This is a genomic window from Thalassotalea fusca (genome assembly GCF_053485835.1).
Genome location: NZ_JBQRUN010000007.1, coordinates 216,979 through 237,061, shown reverse-complemented (window position 1 = coordinate 237,061; position 20,083 = coordinate 216,979). Strand labels below are relative to the sequence as shown.

At 40.4% G+C, this 20,083-nt stretch carries 20 protein-coding genes; 2 read left to right on the top strand and 18 right to left on the bottom strand.

Annotated elements, in window-relative coordinates; all coding sequences use genetic code 11:
* Positions 1 to 5: 5 nt before the first annotated feature.
* From prpC to yceD, 16 genes are all read right to left on the bottom strand, one after another.
* Positions 6 to 1,130: a bifunctional 2-methylcitrate synthase/citrate synthase gene (gene prpC / locus ACSLUK_RS11265; RefSeq protein ID WP_448548702.1), complete on the bottom strand. Its 1,125-nt coding sequence runs from the start codon at positions 1,128 to 1,130 to the stop codon at positions 6 to 8.
* A 92-nt stretch (positions 1,131 to 1,222) separates the two neighbouring features.
* Positions 1,223 to 2,113 carry a methylisocitrate lyase gene (prpB, locus tag ACSLUK_RS11260; RefSeq protein ID WP_448548701.1) on the bottom strand — a complete coding sequence of 297 codons (891 nt, stop codon included), beginning with the start codon at positions 2,111 to 2,113 and terminating at the stop codon, positions 1,223 to 1,225.
* A 1-nt stretch (position 2,114) separates the two neighbouring features.
* On the bottom strand, positions 2,115 to 2,825 hold the full coding sequence (locus ACSLUK_RS11255) for a GntR family transcriptional regulator (protein WP_448548699.1): 711 nt from the start codon (positions 2,823 to 2,825) through the stop codon (positions 2,115 to 2,117).
* 131 nt (positions 2,826 to 2,956) lie between these two features.
* Positions 2,957 to 4,186 (bottom strand): spore maturation protein, encoded by a 1,230-nt coding sequence (locus ACSLUK_RS11250; protein ID WP_448548697.1) that lies wholly within the window; start codon positions 4,184 to 4,186, stop codon positions 2,957 to 2,959.
* A 413-nt stretch (positions 4,187 to 4,599) separates the two neighbouring features.
* Positions 4,600 to 5,379 (bottom strand): TatD family hydrolase, encoded by a 780-nt coding sequence (locus tag ACSLUK_RS11245; protein WP_448548696.1) that lies wholly within the window; start codon positions 5,377 to 5,379, stop codon positions 4,600 to 4,602.
* Positions 5,380 to 5,391: 12 nt separating this feature from the next.
* On the bottom strand, positions 5,392 to 5,718 hold the full coding sequence (locus tag ACSLUK_RS11240; protein WP_448548695.1) for a PilZ domain-containing protein: 327 nt from the start codon (positions 5,716 to 5,718) through the stop codon (positions 5,392 to 5,394).
* Positions 5,719 to 5,725: 7 nt separating this feature from the next.
* Positions 5,726 to 6,679 carry a DNA polymerase III delta subunit-related protein gene (locus ACSLUK_RS11235; RefSeq protein WP_448548693.1) on the bottom strand — a complete coding sequence of 318 codons (954 nt, stop codon included), beginning with the start codon at positions 6,677 to 6,679 and terminating at the stop codon, positions 5,726 to 5,728.
* Between the two features lie 72 nt (positions 6,680 to 6,751).
* Entirely contained in the window at positions 6,752 to 7,768 is a 1,017-nt protein-coding gene (gene mltG / locus ACSLUK_RS11230) for an endolytic transglycosylase MltG (protein ID WP_448548691.1), read from the bottom strand.
* Positions 7,758 to 8,561 (bottom strand): aminodeoxychorismate lyase, encoded by an 804-nt coding sequence (gene pabC / locus ACSLUK_RS11225; protein ID WP_448548689.1) that lies wholly within the window; start codon positions 8,559 to 8,561, stop codon positions 7,758 to 7,760. The genes mltG and pabC overlap by 11 nt, the downstream gene beginning before the upstream one ends.
* Before the next feature lie 107 nt (positions 8,562 to 8,668).
* Complete coding sequence (gene fabF, locus ACSLUK_RS11220) at positions 8,669 to 9,901, bottom strand: beta-ketoacyl-ACP synthase II (protein WP_448548687.1); 1,233 nt, start codon at positions 9,899 to 9,901, stop codon at positions 8,669 to 8,671.
* 104 nt (positions 9,902 to 10,005) lie between these two features.
* The gene (gene acpP, locus ACSLUK_RS11215) at positions 10,006 to 10,239 is read right to left on the bottom strand and encodes an acyl carrier protein (RefSeq protein WP_184422433.1); all 234 of its coding nucleotides are present in this window, start codon (positions 10,237 to 10,239) and stop codon (positions 10,006 to 10,008) included.
* Positions 10,240 to 10,407: 168 nt separating this feature from the next.
* Entirely contained in the window at positions 10,408 to 11,142 is a 735-nt protein-coding gene (fabG, locus tag ACSLUK_RS11210; protein ID WP_448548686.1) for a 3-oxoacyl-ACP reductase FabG, read from the bottom strand.
* A 7-nt stretch (positions 11,143 to 11,149) separates the two neighbouring features.
* The gene (gene fabD / locus ACSLUK_RS11205; protein ID WP_448548685.1) at positions 11,150 to 12,085 is read right to left on the bottom strand and encodes an ACP S-malonyltransferase; all 936 of its coding nucleotides are present in this window, start codon (positions 12,083 to 12,085) and stop codon (positions 11,150 to 11,152) included.
* A 90-nt stretch (positions 12,086 to 12,175) separates the two neighbouring features.
* The gene (gene plsX / locus ACSLUK_RS11200; protein WP_448548725.1) at positions 12,176 to 13,177 is read right to left on the bottom strand and encodes a phosphate acyltransferase PlsX; all 1,002 of its coding nucleotides are present in this window, start codon (positions 13,175 to 13,177) and stop codon (positions 12,176 to 12,178) included.
* Between the two features lie 42 nt (positions 13,178 to 13,219).
* Positions 13,220 to 13,390 (bottom strand): 50S ribosomal protein L32, encoded by a 171-nt coding sequence (rpmF, locus tag ACSLUK_RS11195; RefSeq protein WP_116000475.1) that lies wholly within the window; start codon positions 13,388 to 13,390, stop codon positions 13,220 to 13,222.
* A 24-nt stretch (positions 13,391 to 13,414) separates the two neighbouring features.
* Positions 13,415 to 13,927, bottom strand: coding sequence for a 23S rRNA accumulation protein YceD (gene yceD, locus ACSLUK_RS11190; protein ID WP_448548683.1), 513 nt, complete (start codon positions 13,925 to 13,927; stop codon positions 13,415 to 13,417).
* 119 nt (positions 13,928 to 14,046) lie between these two features.
* Here yceD and ACSLUK_RS11185 point away from each other — a divergent pair, with 119 nt between their 5' ends.
* Positions 14,047 to 14,652 (top strand): Maf family protein, encoded by a 606-nt coding sequence (locus ACSLUK_RS11185; protein WP_448548681.1) that lies wholly within the window; start codon positions 14,047 to 14,049, stop codon positions 14,650 to 14,652.
* Positions 14,653 to 14,713: 61 nt separating this feature from the next.
* Here ACSLUK_RS11185 and rluC read toward each other — a convergent pair whose 3' ends face one another.
* On the bottom strand, positions 14,714 to 15,664 hold the full coding sequence (rluC, locus tag ACSLUK_RS11180; protein WP_448548679.1) for a 23S rRNA pseudouridine(955/2504/2580) synthase RluC: 951 nt from the start codon (positions 15,662 to 15,664) through the stop codon (positions 14,714 to 14,716).
* Between the two features lie 754 nt (positions 15,665 to 16,418).
* Here rluC and rne point away from each other — a divergent pair.
* Complete coding sequence (rne, locus tag ACSLUK_RS11175) at positions 16,419 to 19,544, top strand: ribonuclease E (RefSeq protein WP_448548678.1); 3,126 nt, start codon at positions 16,419 to 16,421, stop codon at positions 19,542 to 19,544.
* A 58-nt stretch (positions 19,545 to 19,602) separates the two neighbouring features.
* Here the strand turns inward: rne and ACSLUK_RS11170 are convergent, their stop codons facing one another.
* Positions 19,603 to 19,908, bottom strand: coding sequence for a ComEA family DNA-binding protein (locus ACSLUK_RS11170; protein WP_448548677.1), 306 nt, complete (start codon positions 19,906 to 19,908; stop codon positions 19,603 to 19,605).
* Positions 19,909 to 20,083: the final 175 nt, after the last annotated feature.

Genomic DNA, 20,083 nt, shown 5'->3' with positions numbered 1-20,083 from the left:
CTATGCTACCTGTCAGCAATAGGGATCACTTTTCTTGGTTCTACACCAATGTAATCAGCACTTGGACGAATAATACGGTTATTATCACGTTGTTCCATTACATGTGCAGCCCAACCTGTTACACGCGACATTACAAATATCGGTGTAAATAGTTTAGTTGGAATTCCCATAAAGTGATAAGCCGATGCATGGAAGAAATCAGCGTTACAAAATAGCTTTTTGGTATCCCACATGAACTCTTCACAGGCGACAGAAATATCGTAAAGTGAGCTATCACCAAATTCGTGTGCTAACTTTTCTGACCAACCTTTAATGATAGCGTTACGCGGATCAGACTCGCTATATACTGCGTGACCAAAGCCCATGATCTTTTCTTTGCGCGCCAGCATTTCAGACATTTTTATCTTGGCATCTTCAGGTGAAGTGAACTTTTGGATCATATCCATTGCAGCTTCATTGGCACCACCATGTAGAGGGCCGCGAAGTGAACCAATCGCGCCAGTAACACACGAAAACATATCAGATAAAGTTGATGCACAAACACGTGCAGTGAATGTAGACGCGTTGAATTCATGTTCTGCGTATAAAATAAGTGATACGTCCATCACACGACGATGCTGGTCAGAAGGTGTCTTGCCCGTAAGTAACGCAAGGAAATGACCGCCAATTGACTCTTCATCAGTAATACAGTCAATTTCTACGCCGTCATGGCTAAAACGGTACCAGTAACACATGATGGCAGGAAACGCTGCCAATAAACGGTTTGCCGCTCGGTTTTGTTGGCTAAAATCAGTTTCAGGCTCTAAGTTACCTAAGAATGAACAACCGGTACGCATTACATCCATTGGGTGTGCATCAGCAGGAATTCGTTGTAGTACTTCTTTTAATGCTTGTGGCAGATCGCGCATGTTAACTAATTCAGCTTTGTACGCTGCTAATTGTTCTACCGTTGGTAACTCACCATTGAATAATAAATATGCAACCTCTTCAAACGTAGCATTTTCAGCTAAATCTGAAATGTCATAACCACAATAAGTTAAACCTGTACCTGACTTCCCTACAGTACATAGTTTCGTTTCGCCCGCACTTTGGCCTCTGAGGCCTGCACCACCTAATTTCTTGTCTACCATAACATTTTCCTCATATTCAACTTGTCGGAACCAAGTAGTTTCATTGTTTCAACACTTGGTACACGTTGAGATTTTTTATAAATTTTAACTATTTACTTATTCTTACCTTCAGCAAATAACGAATCTAACTTTTGCTCGTACTCGTGATAACCAAGATAATCGTATAATTCCATGCGAGTTTGCATTTGGTCGATGACTGATTTTTGATCACCTTCGGCTAATAACGTCTTATAAACCAATTCTGCGGCTTTGTTCATTGCTCTAAATGCGGACAATGGGTACAACACCATATCGCATCCCCACTCACCCAATTGCTCTTTGTTCCACAACTCAGTCTTACCAAACTCAGTAATGTTTGCCAGAATTGGAACATCCAACGCCTCAGCAAACGCACGGTAATGTTCTTCTGTTTGTACCGCTTCTGCAAAAATACCGTCAGCACCAGCAGCAACATACGCCTTAGCACGCTCGATTGCCGCCTCTAAGCCTTCTTGTGCAAATGCATCAGTTCGAGCCATGATGAAAAAGTCTTTATCAGTGCGAGCATCTACAGCCGCTTTGATACGATCAGCCATTTCTGCAACAGAAACTATTTCTTTATTCGGGCGATGACCACAACGCTTTTGCGCTACCTGATCTTCAATGTGAACGGCTGCTGCCCCCGCTTTTTCCATGTCGCGAATCGTTTTGGCTATGTTAAATGCTCCACCCCAACCTGTATCAATATCTACCATTAACGGTAGGCTAGACGCTGAAGTGATGCGCTGAACATCAGCAATAACGTCATTTAATGACGTCATGCCTAAGTCAGGTAATCCGTATGAAGCATTTGCAACTCCACCACCTGATAAATAAATTGCCTGATGACCTAGTTGTTCGGCCATCATTGCGCAATAAGCGTTAATAGTGCCAACTATTTGTAGTGGTTTATTATTCTTTAAAGCCTGACGAAATTTTGCGCCAGGGCTAAGTGTTGCAGACATATTAGTTGTCCTCTTGTTGTAAATTTTGTTGTTCCGATTGCTCGGCAATTTTCTTCTCGATATTTCTACGTGATGCGGCAATATGACGTCGCATCAACATTTCAGCCAATTCACCATCTCGATCGGCAATAGCGTCTATAATTCGGGAGTGTTCTTCAAATGCTCTAGATGCCCGTGGACTATTCATCCCAAACTGGCATCGATACATGCGCACTAAGTGGTACAATTGACCACAGAGAATATTGATGAGTTCTTGATTATGACTACCTAATATAACTTTATAGTGAAAATCTAAATCACCTTCTTCTTGATAATAGGCAGTTCCATCTTGTAATGCTTTTGCTTTGGCGTGATAAGCAAGCATATTCTTCATGTCGACAATTTCATCGTCAGTCATGTTTATAGCCGCTTGTCGACATGCCATACCTTCAAGTGCTTCACGTACGATATATATGTCTAATAATCCCTGTGTAGTGCATTCGACCACACGCGACCCAACATTAGGTTTACGTTCAATCAGGTGACATTTTTCGAGACGATTCAGCGCTTCTCTAAGTGTAGAGCGGCTAATTTGATATTGTTTGGAAAGCTCTGGCTCACTAATTTTGCTACCAGCAGGAATGACTCCCTCAACAATCGCACTTTGCATTTGGTCAAAGACACGATCTGCGGTAGTTACAGGTACCTGTTTAGTCGGATTATCAAGTGCCATATATTGTCGACAGATTAAAACTAGATAAAGGAATGGTAGCTGATAATTCTACTAAGTCAAGTTAACAACCCATAAATTGTCGACAATTTAAAGTAAATGTAATATTTGCTTGAGAACGACGTTAATTGCCATTAGCCAAAGAACCAATAGCACACTGCGATTGCGGCGCAAATCCCAGCGAAATCCGCAATTAATCCACAGCCAACAGCATGCCGAGTTTTCTTAATACCCACGGCACCAAAATAAACGGCCAATACATAGAATGTCGTTTCTGTTGATCCCTGCATAATTGACGATAATCTACCAGCAAAAGAGTCTGCTCCATAAGTATTCATCGTCTCGATCATCATAGCGCGAGCACCTGAGCCACTTAATGGTTTTAAAATAGCCGTAGGTAAAGCATCGACAAATCGAACGTCACCATTAAACAACAATACGAGGTGCCTAATTGACTCAACAACCAGCTCTAACGCTCCACTTGCTCGCAACATTCCTATTGCACAAAGCATTGCCAGTAAGTATGGAATCAGCTTTATACTGGTCTCAAAACCTTCCTTTGCTCCTTCGATAAAACTATCGTACACATTGACTCTTTTACGTTGTGCTGCACAAATAAAAAGTATGAGTGTCGACAATATAATGAAATTCCCCCATAACGAGGACTCTTGCCCTAATGCATCGGCAGATAAGCTCGCAAAGTAAAGCATAATGCTTAACATTACCGCCACTCCCACCGCAAAATACAATAAAATGACAGGTTGTAATAAGTTTATACGCTGCTTAATTGATACCGCAATGAGCCCAACTGTGGTTGATGCAAATGTCGCTAACAAAATGGGAATGAATACATCTGTAGGATTCACTGCGCCTTGTTGCGCTCGATACATGAACACTGCTATGGGAAACATCGTGACAGACGATGTATTTAGTACGAGGAATAATATTTGGGCATTAGACGCAGACTCTTTACTAGGGTTTAGTGTTTGTAGGTCTTGCATGGCTTTTAAACCAAGCGGTGTCGCTGCATTATCTAAACCGAGAAAGTTAGCTGACAGATTCATTGTCATAGAGCCAATGGCCGGATGACCTTTTGGCACTTCAGGCATTAATCGCGTAAAAAGTGGAGAGATCGCAATAGACAACTTTTCAATCAATCCTGCATGCTCCGCAATTTTCATCATCCCCAACCAAAAACTTAATATTCCAATAAGCCCGATGGCTATCTCAACAGTCACTTTGGACATTGAAAATATTGACTGGATAACAGCCTCAAAAATTAGATGATTATCCAATATCTGCCATTGATAAATCGCGGAAACAAAGGCAACGATAAAAAAACTGAGCCAAATCCGATTAAGCATTAAATAATCCTAGGGGAGTCAAAGTATTAATGATGACATACGGCTAGTGCATTTCAAAGTTATACAACAGTACCACCCTGTTCATAACCTGTGCAAAATAAGTGACTAACCCCTGAAGAACCTGTAACAAAGCTGGAGACAAACCACGGCAACAACAAAATAAACCCATATAAAACAATCAGATAAAATTAAATTCGATTTTATTGTATAAAAATTAGCAAAATGTAATCTTTACACTACACTTTATTTACTGGATTTACTTTTTAACTAAATGCTCGCAAACATATAGTTAACTAATTTAGCAAATGACAAGTTAATTAGCGCACGGCTCACCTCCTATTGAGCCATTCCCCTGAGCCCGATACTAGAAATAGTTTCGGGCCATTTTTATTGTGGGGAATTACTTCAGTACTCTATCTAGATGAAGGGAAATTAAATAACCGATTGAAGTTATCAGTAGACTGTTGTGCTATGACTTCAACAGAGGTTCCTCTTACACTTGCCAAAAACTTAGCTACATCTGCAACATAGGCTGGTTGATTTTGTTTTCCGCGGTGAGGAACTGGCGCTAAGTAAGGCGCATCAGTTTCAATAAGAAATCTATCGCTAGGGACTTTCTTGGCAACTTCACGTAATGCGCTTGCATTTTTAAAGGTGACAATGCCGGAGAATGAAATATAAAAGCCCATTGCTATTGCTTGTTCAGCCATTTCCCAGCTTTCGGTAAAGCAATGCAATATTCCGCCAACCTCATCCGCTTGTTCATTACGTAAAATATCTAAAGTGTCTTGCTGAGCATCACGTGTATGAATAATTAAGGGCTTATTTAAACGACGGGCAACACTTACGTGCTTCTTGAAAGAATCGAGTTGCAGTGCTTTAGTTTCAGGTGCATAGAAATAATCTAAGCCAGTTTCACCGATTGCAATAACTCTTGGGTGTTGCGCTAACTCATAAAGATGTTCACTGTCTATCGCATCTTCTTGGTTCAATGGGTGAGCCCCACAGGACAGTGACACATTTTCAAACTCATGTGTTTTTTCCACCATGCTAGGGAATTCTTTTAACGTAACACTCACACACAGCATATGTGAAACTTTTGCCTGTTCGGCATTCTTAACAACTTGTGCAATATCGCCATTAAACTCTTCCAGATCAAGGCGATCTAAATGGCAATGAGAATCTATAAACAAAACAACTCCAATTTACATAGTCAAGGTAGGATCAGATGAACTTAGCAACCTGCCTATCGACTTTTCTATTTGATTTCTAACGTTATCAGGATCTTCAACAAAACTAATACCTATACCTGCAGGTGTTCCATTTTGTGCCCCAACAGGTGTAAGCCACACTATTTTACCCTGTATCTCACTGGCTTCCAACGAGTCAGGTAAAGTTACCTGCAATAACACCTCATGTCCAAGCTCGTAGGAATCGGTTGTGCGAATAAACAATCCACCATTTTTTAAAAAAGGCATATAAGCTTGATAAAGGTCTCTATCTGTAACAAATTCTAAATATAAATTTTCCATAACTATTTTATCTCATTTGATTTTGTTCAATTAATGCCTGTATCTCAATCAAGTATGACTCAAAAATCATTTGTCTGTTGGCTTGAGGTTGCTCATTTAAGATCCATAGCTTTTCTAATAAGCATTTATTTATTTGCCATATTGTGTGATCAGAAAGAATAACCTTTTCAATATCTGCACCTTCAAAGCGAGTATTAGCGTTCAGCCATTGACCACGATTTCTCATCAAGTCTACGATCACTTGCTCGCTCCAGCGCAAGTCAAAAAGATTATCAGACATAAGCTTCATCAATTCTAATCGATTACCTTGATTAAACAAAAATGACGTGAATCCACGATAGAAAGCTTCAAAAAGTTCTCGCGTTTCAATAGATGACAAGAACGACATGTGTGATGCATGGCTATACTCATTAACTAATGACGTATCGCCAAGATGAGCCAATGATTCTACACCCGTTGGCCTAATAGGCACCACATGTAATCGACTCATAATAGTCGGTAGCAGACGCTCAGTTTCGTTAGTTACCAAGACGATAAAGCTGTTATTTGTTGGTTCTTCGAGCGTCTTTAGCAAAGCGTTAGCTGCGGCAACCGTCATTTTATCTGCATCAGTAACCGTCGCAACCTGAGCACCACTAAACTGTGCTGTTTTTTCAAAGAAATGTGAAACTTTCCTAATAACATCAACACCGTGAGTACCGTTTTCTGGGAATAAGTTCAACGCATCGGGATGTGAACTGTTTCCATACAATTGACAGGATTTACATTGACCACAAGCAATCATTACATCGTCATTTGCATCATAGTGTACTGCACTGCATAACAATACACTCGTCAACCACCGCATAACATCTTCAGCTCCTAGTGCTAAACTACCTTCTAACAAAATCGCGTGTGGTAATTTTGCCTGCTGAATCTGTTTGCTTAGCTGTTTCTTTACTGGTAATAACCATGAGTTCATGTGTATGCCACTTTAAATACGATAAACTTTAGTAAACCAACACGACTTTCTGCATTGGTGAATAATTTCTTGTTATTTTGTTTTCTGCAAATACCTTTGCAATGCTTCATTGTGCGCTTGTAAATTGGTGCTAAACACGTGTCGACCATTTCCATCACTGACAAAATACAAAAAGTCTGAGATTTCTGGATCAACGGCTGCTTTAAGTGCCTCAAGCCCAGGCATAGCAATAGGAGTTGGCGGTAACCCTTTTATTTTATAGGTATTATAGGCATTTACATCGTTTAAATGACTACGTTTAATGTCACCTTGATATTCGTCTCTTACACCGTATATAACCGTTGGATCTGTTTGTAATCGCATTTTCTTATTTAATCGATTAATAAATACAGAACTAATGCGACGATATTCGGATTTATCTGCCGATTCCTTTTCAATAATAGACGCCAGTATCAACGCCTCATAATCACTATTAAGTGGCAATCCCAATTCTCTTTGTTGCCAAACTTTTGTCAACTCTTGGTTCATTCGTTGGTACGCGCGCTTAAGTATGGCGATATCAGTCGTATTATCAGTGAATGCATAAGTATCTGGGAAAAACATGCCTTCTGGATGCAAGTTTTCAATACCTATCGCTCTTGCAATATCGGCGTAGTGATGACTTTCTACTTTTTGTTGGATATTTGGGTGCTCGGCTATGATCTTAAGCCAGTCGGACAGACGAGTACCTTCTACAAAAGTAATATAGAACTGGTGCTCATCGCCTTTGTTCATCATGTTAAGTACTTCACCTACATTATGGTTCGGTAAAATTTGATAAGTCCCTGCTTTAATTTGGGCTAAGGTTGGATATAAGCGTACATAGTTTCTCAACCAGAATCGTTCACTGATGATATTTTGTTCTACCAATTGCTTACTGATCTGATTAAAACTGCTGCCCTTTGAAATCTTAAATAATTTAGGCTGAGAAACGAGAACTGGTTCTCGTACGACCTGATGGGTTAAAAATAGTAAGATACCCGCCATACTCACTATTAACAGTAAGCAACTTAAAAAGACAAGTTTAATCTGTTTACTATTAGTTTGCATAACGTTCAAACCTATTGATAATGTCTCTAACAGGTGCCATATCTAATGACTGTCCTTGAAATGTTGCCACAGGCACTACCTGCATAACCGAGTTGCAAACAAACATCGACATTGCACCGGAAAGCACGTTTATTCTTGAGTTAACTAATTTAACATCAGGTAATAGATTCATTAGCTTACTTCTCATAACCCCCGCGATACCAGCGCCAGTTATGCTTGGAGTGAACCACTGTTGTCCGTCGAACCAAAAGACATTGCTGCAACTCGCTTCGACAATAAAACCCTGAAGATCTGTAACCAGCAATTCCTGCTCGTATCTAGTGTCTAGTTCGCGTCTAATGAGTACTTGTTCTAAGCGATTTAAATGTTTAATCCCCGCAAGCGCCGGGTTATCACCCAATTGAAAGGTTGCAACACCTAAAGATATGCCATTACGTTTCCAATCAACATAATGAGCAACAGTATCATACACAAAAACATAAACATTAGGCTGCGCGTTTTCATCTCTGGCATATCCACGCCCACCACTACCAGCGGTAATTACTATTTTTAATACGCCCTCGTCAAAACTGGCGGCAACGCTTTTTACATAGATAGCAAGCTTTTGCCACTCAACATTTCCCAAAAACAAGGCTTCATTTCCGTGTTGTAAACGCTCAAGATGTGCGTGTAGAAATTGAATCTGTCCTTTGTGGATTCTAGCGGTAGTAAAGTGACCATCCCCGTAAGAAAATCCTCGCTCTTGCGAGTTTACGTGAGATATTTCTTGAAAATTAAGCGAACTAAAGCGCATATAAACGACTATTAGAAATGAAAAAACCTGAATACTTTAACATAGTATTCAGGTTTATTAACTGCGCTTCAAGCAATTTATCGTCTTAATTGATGATAATTAAGCGACTAAATTTTCTTAAATAGCAATGAGCCGTTTGTGCCACCAAACCCAAACGAGTTACATAAAGCAAACTCAAGTGACGCATCACGACCAGTATGAGCAACATAATCGAGATCGCACCCTTCATCTGGGTTATCCAAGTTAATTGTTGGAGGCACCTGACCATTCACTAGTGCTTGTATCGTGAATATCGCTTCTACCGATCCAGCAGCCCCTAATAAGTGACCTGTCATCGATTTAGTAGAGCCCACCATTAACTTGTGCGCATGATCACCAAAAATAGATTTCACCGCATTAGTTTCTGCAATATCACCCGCAGGCGTTGAAGTGCCATGCGCATTAATATAACCAATTTTGGTTAAATCAACTTTTGCGTCGTTAATGGCATTTTTCATAGACTGTGCAGCGCCTGCGCCATCAGACGGAGGTGATGTCATATGGTATGCATCACCACTCATTCCGAATCCGACAAGCTCAGCATAAATTTTAGCACCACGTGCTTTTGCTGTTTCGTATTCTTCTAATACAACAACTCCAGCACCATCACCAAGAACAAAGCCATCACGGTCTTTATCCCAAGGACGAGAAGCCTGTTGAGGCGCATCATTTCTGGTAGACAAAGCACGTGCTGCACCAAATCCACCCATACCCATAGGTGTTGACGCTTTTTCTGCACCGCCAGCAACCATTGCGTCTGCATCACCGTAAGCGATCATTCGCGCTGCATGGCCGATGTTATGCACGCCACTAGTACAGGCTGTAACAATAGTAATGTTTGGCCCTTTTAATCCGTATTTAATCGATAAATTGCCAGAAATCATGTTAATAATTGTTGAAGGCACAAAGAAAGGCGAAAGCTTTCTAGGGCCGCTTTTTAACATTTTTTCGTGATTTTCTTCAATTAAACCAAGACCACCAATGCCTGAACCAATGGCAACACCGATACGCTCGGCGTTTTCATCATTAATTTCAATGCCCGAATCTGCAATTGCCTGTGAACCAGCTGCAATACCATACTGAATGAACAAGTCCATTTTTTTGGCATCTTTTTTGGCCATATAGTCTTCAACTTGAAAACCACTAACTAAGCCAGCAAATTTGGTTGTGTAATCAGATGTATCAAAATGCTCGATATTACTAATGCCGCTTTTACCTGCCATCAAATTTTGCCAGGTAGCTTCAGGAGTATTCCCAAGTGGGCTTAACATACCAAGACCGGTAACTACAACACGCCGCATAGGATGAGTTGCCTCCGATAGATAAGAATAGAGAAAGGTATCAATGTAGCCATTAATGGCTGAATAAAGCAAATCAGGCGGTAAAGACCGCCTGATTGTTCACATTACTGGTTAGCAGTAACGTAGTCGATAGCAGCTTGAACTGTAGTGATCTTTTCTGCTTCTTCGTCTGGAATTTCTGTATCAAATTCTTCTTCTAACGCCATTACTAACTCTACTGTGTCTAGTGAGTCAGCACCTAAGTCGTCAACAAATGAAGCTTCATTTTTAACTTCGTCTTCGCTAACACCTAGTTGCTCAACAGTAATTTTTTTAACGCGTTCTTCGATAGTACTCATTTTGTTTCCTTTACTAGAAAATACAATTTTTTCAAATTGCGTGTAGTGTATTCGTCAACAGCTCACCATGCAAGCTTCTAATTTTGCTTTTTATGCTGGTCTAACCTGTTGACCATTAATATATTATGCTAAAGCACGTTGATTTATCAATAATTTTACCATTATTGATTAAACCATATACATGCCACCATTAACATGCAAAGTTTCACCAGTAATGTATGCAGCAGCGTCAGAGGCTAAAAAAGCAACAGCGCTAGCAATTTCTTCTGGCTTACCTAATCGGTTTGCAGGTACTTGTGAAAAAATACCTTCTTTTTGCTCATCCGTTAATGTTTGTGTCATATCAGTGTCAATAAAACCTGGGGCAATAGTGTTTACAGTGATACCACGTGATGCCACTTCGCGAGCCAATGATTTAGTGAACCCAATTAAGCCTGCTTTAGCCGCAGCATAATTTACCTGGCCTGCGTTGCCCATTGTGCCAACAACTGAGCCAATATTGATAATGCGACCATTACGCTTTTTCATCATTGGACGCATGACAGCTTTACTAATTTTGAAAACTGATGATAAGTTCGTGTTGATGATGTCATCCCACTCTTCATCTTTCATACGCATAAATAGGTTATCACGCGTAATACCCGCGTTGTTAACGAGAATATCTACAGTACCAAATTTTGCTTTAATTGCTTCAAACAATGCGTTAATTGACTCATCGTTAGTTACATTTAGCACTTGGCCACAACCTTCACCTAGGTATTCGCTAATTTTTTCGGCACCATGTTCAGACGTTGCGGTACCAATAACTGTAGCGCCTAGTTCCTTAAGTTGTGTAGCAATTGCTTTACCAATACCACGACTAGCACCAGTTACTAATACAACTTTTTCGTTTAAATCAAACATAACTATCCTATTCAACACACGCCAACGCTTTCTCGAGCGTTGCCTGATCATTTATTGACACACTTACTAAAGCTTTGTCGATTCGCTTCAATAAACCTTGTAATACTTTTCCAGGGCCGACTTCTAGGGCAATTTCGACACCTGACGTCGACATTTTTTGCACGCTTTCAGTCCAACGCACTGGACTATATAACTGTTTAACTAACGCTTGTTTAATTGCATGTGCATCGCTTTCAATCGCAACATCGACATTATTGATAACAGGAATTTGTGGTGCATTAAATGTAATCGCATCAAGCTCATTAGCTAATTTATCCGCAGCATCTTTCATTAATGCGCAATGTGAAGGAACACTTACTGGTAAAGGTAATACTCTTTTAGCACCTGCCTCTTTACACAGCTCTCCAGCTCTTTCAACAGCATCCTTGTGTCCTGCGATGACCACCTGACCAGGTGAGTTAAAGTTAACCGCAGATACAACTTGGTCGCCCGCTGCTTCACCACATGCTTTTACGATATCGTCATCTGCAAGTCCAATGACTGCGGCCATGGCACCTACACCTTCTGGTACAGATGCTTGCATCAATTCGCCACGTTTCTCAACTAGGACGACGGCATCTTCTAGAGAAAGTACGCCAGCACATACTAATGCTGAATACTCACCTAAGCTATGTCCGGCAAGTACACTAGGCTTTGCTGACGAAGAACCTTGCCATAATTCCCATAATGCTACACTTGCTGTAAGTAACGCCGGTTGGGTGTAGTTAGTTTGATTTAGCTTTTCTACTGGCCCATCTTGAATTAACGCCCATAAATCATACCCAAGCGCATCAGAAGCGCGCTTAAATACATTTCTTACGACGTCGTTTTCTGAGAATTCACTTAACATTCCAAGTGTTTGAGAACCTTGACCCGGAAAAATAAAGGCTAAATTTTCTTGCATGTATTTTCCTAATTTATTTGTTTGTCATGTCACGACCATATTCACTACATCGCAACACATAAATTTAATTGTTAGGAGACTGTCTGTTTATTAACGAATTACGTTGGTTAGTCCTTTTTCTAAAGAACATCTGATTTTATCAGGTACTTGACGTTCAACTTCTTTAGCAGCCTCCATAATAGCAGCGTGAAATGCTTTTGCTCCCGCGTTGCCATGACTCTTTACAACTATGCCGCGCAATCCTATCAGACTTGCACCGTTATACTGGTCGGGGTTCAGTGTTCTAAATAACTTTTTTAAAGAAGGAGATAGTAATCGACCCACAAATTTCGCTAGAACATGTCTCGATAGCACAGCTTTTAACCGCTTGTACACCAATCGAGCTACTCCTTCACATGTCTTTAACGCAACATTGCCAACAAAGCCGTCACAAACAATAACATCCGCTTTATTGGTGAAGATATCATTACCTTCAACAAAGCCTATGTAATTGATCGAAGGATTATCCTGTAACATGCTGGCGGTCATTTTGATATGATCGCTGCCCTTAATATCTTCTTCACCCATATTTAACAGTGCTACGCGAGGACTCGCAATACCATCAACCTCTTCCGCCATCACAGAGCCCATAATGGCAAACTGGTAGAGTATACTTGAATCGCTAAAAACGTTAGCGCCTAAGTCCAACATGAAAACATGCTTTTTCTCATCATATGTAGGCAACGATGAAATTAATGCAGGTCGTTCAACACCAGGCAATGTTTTTAAAACAAAGTGTGCCATAGCAAATAAGGCACCAGTATTACCCGCGCTGACACAAGCCTTGGCTTCTCCCGATTGCACTAAATCGAGTGCTTTACGCATAGATGAGTTTTTTTTCGTTCTTAATGCGATGCTGGGTTTTTCATCCATGGACACGATATCTGTCGTGTTGACGATGGTAATTCGTTGGGTATATATAGAAGAGTGATTATTAAGTTGTTCTTTAATAGAAGATTCTTCACCACACAAGAACAAGTGTAGCTCTGGCATGGAATCCAATGCCATGATAGCAGCGGAGATCGTTACAAGGGGGCCTTGATCGCCCCCCATAACATCTAACGCAATGGTTAGATTATTCAAAGCAGATTTCGCTTATTTAGCGATAACTTTAACGCCTTTGTAAAAGCCATCAGCTGTCACGTGGTGACGGCGATGAGTTTCACCAGATACTGGATCTACTGATAAGTTTTCTGCTGTTAATGCGTCATGTGAACGGCGCATGCCACGTCTTGAACGCGACTTCTTGCTCTTTTGAACTGCCATTGCCTAACTCCTAAAATCGGTTATTTACTTAAGTTTCTTTAATACGTCAAATGGATTCGGCTTATCTTGCTCCTCAGGCAACTTCCCCCAAACACTGTCAGCAGGTGCATGACAATCTTTAAGTTCGTGCTTAGGTATTAATGGAATCGCAAGTAATAACTCGTCTTCCACTAATTCGCGCAAATTCACTTCACCATTTTCATCTAATTCAATTGCGTCATAATATGACGGCAAGTTGTCAGCGGCCTCTGCATTTCTCACTGGACTAAAGCAAAACTCTACTTCCAGTTCATAAGCGAATGCTTCTGTGCAACGCTGACATGTTAATGTACTTGATGCCGAACCTGTGCCTGATATCACTACCAGCCCCAATTCATCCACATCAAATTTTACATTAACATTTACATGCTCACTACATGATACACATACAGCAAGCAGACGTTCCATTTCCGATGTTTGAAATAGCCCTTCACACTCAGTTCTACGCTGAGCATTCTTGTAGGGATCAATCGTAATCGGTAGCTTTAGATTCTGCATAAGGCGCGCATAATAAAGGTGATAAGTCTTGGTGTCAAAGAAAAATCACTAAATTTGTTTAAAATCCTAATATAGTCCTCATAATAGCAGCAATCTGATTAAAATTTGAAAGAAATACTATGAATTCTATCGTTTTGGCATCTACCTCGCCTTACCGCAAACAGTTGCTCGAAAAACTCTCAATTACATTTGTTACAGCTAAGCCAAATGTGGATGAAACGCCAATATTAAACGAATCACCAAACGCGCTGGTTGAACGACTGGCAATATTGAAAGCACAAGCGGTTGCCAAGCAACATAACAATGCATTAGTTATTGGTTCAGATCAAGTTGCTGTTCACGAGGGCAAGATATTAGGTAAACCACATACGAAAGAAAACGCACGAAAACAACTAATGAGTTTCAGTGGTAATAAGGTGACATTTTTAACAGGCCTATGTGTGTTAAATGCTTCAAGTGGTGAATTCAAATCGCTGGTGGAACCATTCAACGTATATTTTCGCACACTTACTGAAAACGAAGTTGACTTGTATATTGAGATAGAACAGCCGCTCAACTGCGCTGGTAGTTTTAAAAGCGAAGGCCTCGGCATCTGCTTATTTAATAAATTAGAGGGCAATGACCCTAATACTTTAATTGGCTTGCCGCTAATTCAACTAACTAACTTGCTTAAAGCATTTGGCTATAATGTATTAGATTCAGCTAATCATTCAGTAGAGCAATAGCCAAACTATCCTCTGTTTACAGATAGTGCAATTACAACAAATGTAATTGCACTACAATGGGCTATTTAGATAAGCGCTTAAGTAACTTACTTAAAGAAGGTTCTAGAGGAGCTTCTATTTTTAGTTTCTGCTCAGTTAAAGGATGTGTAAATTCGATACTAGCGGCATGCAAGAACAATCGTTTTAGGCCGTTATCTTTCATGAATGCATCAAACTCTGGATGTCCGTATTTCGGGTCACAAGCAATGGGGTGCCCCTTAACTTGGCAATGAACGCGAATCTGATGTGTTCTACCAGTAACTGGAAATGCCCTGACTAAAGTTGCATTATCGAAATGCTGAATTACTTTAAAACGCGTTTCAGATTCTTTGCCATTAATATTATCCACAACCACGACACGCTCGCCGGATTTCAAATCATTCTTCTTTAACGCATCAGTAACACGTGTAAGCTTAGGCGACCATCTGCCCTTCACTAACGCGTGATAGAATTTTTGCACTTTCTTATCGCGTAATTGTTGATGAAGGCTTCGTAGGGCTGAACGTTTCTTAGCAACAACTAAACATCCTGACGTATCACGATCCAGCCGATGTACAAGTTCAAGCATACGAGCATCAGGTCTTAAAGCACGGAGAGCTTCAATCACACCAAAGCTTAGGCCACTTCCTCCATGCACCGCCATACCAGAAGGTTTATTAATGACGAGTAATCTATCATCTTCAAACAGGATTTGTTTTTCTAGGTTAGCAACAACATTGAGTTGAGTAGACACCGTTGGTTCTTTTTCTGACACTCTGATTGGCGCAACACGAATCACATCTTCCGCTACTAATTTATACTCAGGTTTAGTCCGCTTCTTATTGACACGAATCTCACCTTTACGCAGCAAACGATAAAGCATGCTTTTCGGCACACCTTTCAATGTTTTCATTAGATAATTGTCGATTCTTTGTCCCGCATCTTCGTTGTCGATGGTAAAGAATCTTACTTGAGGTTTAGTACTTTCGTTCATGGGCGCTAGTCTAACACACTTTATTTTCGCCTAGTTAGTCTTTCTCCCCTGCTTTTTAAGAATATAAGGCAAATGTTACAGGTTCATTTTTGGATAAGTCTAAACACTGATATTACAACACGTTAAAATACATAAAACCCTATAGTACACACGACCTTTACACGTTAACCCTACTAATAGGTTCATTAATATCTCGACAGTCAAAACGAAGCTACAAATTAACTCAAATTAAATTCCAGATTTATTTGTCTTTTTCCAAGAAATAGTGGGATAATAAAAAGGTCGCGGCGTAAAAACGCTGAATAAGACATAAATAGGAAGCTTAAAGCGAAACGTAAGAGGCTGAATGCGGCCACATTATTGTACGAAGCTAATATATACTTTGATGCGATAATAGAAAGGCCTATTGCTGAATCCAATGTGTGTAACTTGTTGGAGTATAAAGCATAAACATAATGTCCAGCGCAAATTAAGCTTGTTTTAAAAATGATACATTGAAGTAGTCATGAAAAGAAATTGATTACCGGTATCTATAAGCACAGCACTTATAGCTGAGCACATGAAGAACAGATTCTCTTTAAAGGACAACCTTTAAAGCTTTAACGACAATCAGAATTTTCTAACAGCTTATTGCGTATATGGCGTAATAAGATTGACATCCGAGAGGCTGACAAATTGCTGTTAACATTGCGATAGATTGCTTTATGTACTAAGCAAGTAGTGTGCTGTGTCTAAAATTAGGTCACAGATAACTATGAAACGTATGTTAATTAATGCTACACAATCAGAAGAATTGCGTGTAGCGCTTGTTGACGGCCAACAGCTATATGATTTAGACATCGAAAGCCCAGGTCACGAACAAAAAAAAGCAAATATATATAAAGCCAAAATCACACGTATTGAGCCTTCACTAGAAGCAGCGTTTGTTGATTATGGTGCAGAACGCCACGGTTTCTTACCGATGAAAGAAATCGCTCGCGAGTACTTTCCTAAAGGCTACACCTTTCAAGGTCGACCAAATATCAAAGACGTACTGACGGAAGGTCAGGAAGTCATTGTTCAAATAGATAAAGAAGAGCGTGGTCAAAAAGGCGCTGCGTTGACAACATTTATCAGTTTGGCTGGTAGCTACCTTGTATTAATGCCAAATAATCCTCGTGCAGGTGGTATTTCTAGACGCATCGAAGGTGACGAACGTTCAGATTTAAAAGCATCACTCAGCAAGCTAGATTTACCCAAAGGTATGGGGCTAATTGTTCGTACCGCGGGTGTTGGCAAAGAATATGAAGAGCTTGAGTGGGATTTAAATGTATTACTACACCACTGGAAAGCTATTGAAGAGGCAGCAGAGAGCCGCCCTGCTCCTTTCCTTATTCACCAAGAATCAAATGTCATCTTAAGAGCGATTCGCGATTATTTACGCAGAGATATTGGTGAAGTACTCATTGATCGCCCTAAGATTTATGAAAACGTTAAGAAGCATATCGAAATCGTTCGTCCAGACTTTGCCAGCAAAGTAAAACTATACACGAATGACGTACCACTATTTACACATTATCAAATCGAGACACAGATCGAGTCAGCGTTTAAACGTGAAGTACGTTTACCTTCTGGTGGTTCAATCGTAATTGATCCAACAGAGGCGATGACTTCAATCGATATTAACTCTGCCCGAGCAACTAAAGGTGGAGATATCGAAGAAACGGCCTTCAACACAAACTTAGAAGCTGCAGATGAAATTGCACGTCAGTTGAGGTTACGCGATTTAGGTGGATTAGTGGTCATTGACTTCATCGATATGACACCAGTAAGGCATCAACGCGAAGTAGAAAATAGAATGCGCGAAGCAGTTAGGCCAGATCGTGCACGCATACAATTAGGTCGTATCTCACGTTTCGGTTTACTCGAAATGTCTCGCCAACGCTTACGTCCTTCTATTGGCGAAACCAGCCAAGGAGTTTGTCCGCGTTGTAATGGTACTGGCCACGTTCGTGGCGTAGAATCTTTAGCACTTTCTATACTCCGTTTAATGGAAGAAGAAGCAATAAAAGATAACACGCAGCAAGTTCACGCGCAGGTTCCGGTTCCGGTTGCTACCTATTTACTGAATGAGAAACGTCGTTCAGTTTTCCACATTGAAAAACACCACGGTGTTCGCGTCCTGATATTGCCTAATCCGAATATGGATACACCACAGTATGAAGTGATCCGCGTAAGAAAAGATGAAACCATCGCTGAAGCTAGCTACGACATCCCTGTAAATGAGGGAGTTTCAGAAGAGGCCGTAATGCCTAAATTTGAACAAGAGCCTGTCAAGAAAGACGAGCCGGTTCTACAAGGCATGTCTGCGCCTAAGAAAGCACCAATACAAGCTAAGCCTAGCAACGTAAAATCGCAGAAAAGCGAAAAACAACCTGAATCCAAAGGGTTAATTGCGAGCATAATCAGCTTTTTCGGCGGCTTGTTTAAGGAAGAAGTTAAAGAAGAGAAACCAGCGCAACGTCAAAATAACAAAGGCAGAAAACCACAAGAGCGTCGTCAAAACAGAAGCCGCAATGCACAACGCAAAGGTAACCGAAATGACAATCGCGAAGATAAGCGTGGTGATAAATCTGCTGTAAGCAAAGATGTAAAAGAAGAAAGAACTTCTAAACAATCAAGAAAACCACAAACTGAACGCCAACCAAAACCTAAAGAAGAGAAAGTTGCAGAGAAGCGTCAACGTCGTAAAGTGCGTAAGAAAGTTCGTGTAACAGAAGACGCGGCTAAACAAACAGATACTGCTCAGCAAGCTAGTAAGCAAGTTGATGTAAAAGTACAGCCAACGTCAAAGAAAGCTGAACCAGCTAATGTTGCGACGCCTGAAGTTTCAGTGGAATCAAATGGTGAAATAGTTGCTTCAGACGCTATAACAGCGCAAACTAACGAATCTAAAGCAAAGAACGAGAGTAGACAACGTAATAGACGCTCTCCTCGCCACTTACGTTCTCATGGACAACGTCGCCGTAGTCAAGAAGACGCTTCAAATGAAAAAGCGAAAGATGATTCTCAAGCTGTAGAAAAAGCGAATGCGAATGAAGAAGTACATGGTGAGATCACAATAGATCCGGTAGAAGCACGTTACCCTGCTGCTGACAATGTTGACGCGGTTCAACAATCGTCAACAACGACTGCTAATGAGAAAGTTTCTGAAGCAATCGCTGATAATCAAGCTATCGACGCTAAAACTTCGAATAATGCGGAAGAAGTGCAACAAGACTTGCCGTTTGAAACTGACGTTTCTAGCAGTGGGAACGATAATGCTGTTATAACGTCGGCCCAAGAACCACAAGCTATCGAAGTTGAAGACAATTCTATTTCAAATAACACTGAAGAAGATAAGCAAACCGAGCTTGCTTTCTCAAGTGAAAATGAAACAGAAAACAGTATTGAAGCATCAACTAGTGATCAGAAAGATGATGACAATGTTGCTGAAGTACAACGAACAGTCGCAGACGAAGCATCCAATACTGACAGTGTAATCAAGGAAGAATCTGCTGAAAGTGAAAATACTGCTGAGACAGAAACTGAATTCAGCGAACCAAAAGTTGAAGACGTTGCAGCGAAGGTAGACACTATCGATGTAGCTGCTAATAATGAAGAAGTAACAGTGGCTCAATCAGGTAACGCCTCTTCAAAAGAGATAATTGTTTCTGTAGCTAAAATCAAAACAAGAGCTTCATCTGGAATGGCGAAGCCGGAAACAGTCTCGTCAAACTTAGCAATACCTAGTGATGCTGTTGCTCCAGAGCAACGACAAAGCTTTAACAAGTCTGAAAAAGTGGCAATGGTAACAAGTGTTACCAACCATAGTCAGTCTGGTCCATTTAAAGCCGTTTAATCATGTCAAGGTTAATCCGATAATGAGAAACAACGCCAGTCAATAGACTGGCGTTTTTTTATAACGTTAAACGTGTACGGTTAATTTCCAAAATTGCTTTGCCGATTCCTTTTACATTGAGCAAACCCTCAAGGGTCTTGAATTCGCCAAACTCCTCTCGATACGCAATTATAGCCATCGCTTTTTTCGCGCCGATCCCTTTCAGCATGCTTAGTTGCTCTACATTTGCCTGATTCAAGCTAATCAAACCGACTTCGTCTGACGCTATTACAGAGTGTTCACTTGATATTGAATCTTGCCCCGTTGATAAGGAAGAAAACAATAGCCCCAATAAAACAATTGATATTTTAAGTAAGATTTTCACGATAAATTTCCTTGTTTAAATTTAACTAGCTAATGACACTCATTCCTCGAGTGACTCCTTATTGATAGTTAATTCTTTTTATATTCTCAACTAACATGCTAAGCATAAATATTGTGTAATTGTTGTTTTAATATTGGGAAATAAACATATACCGAATGAAGTAAATATTTGGTCA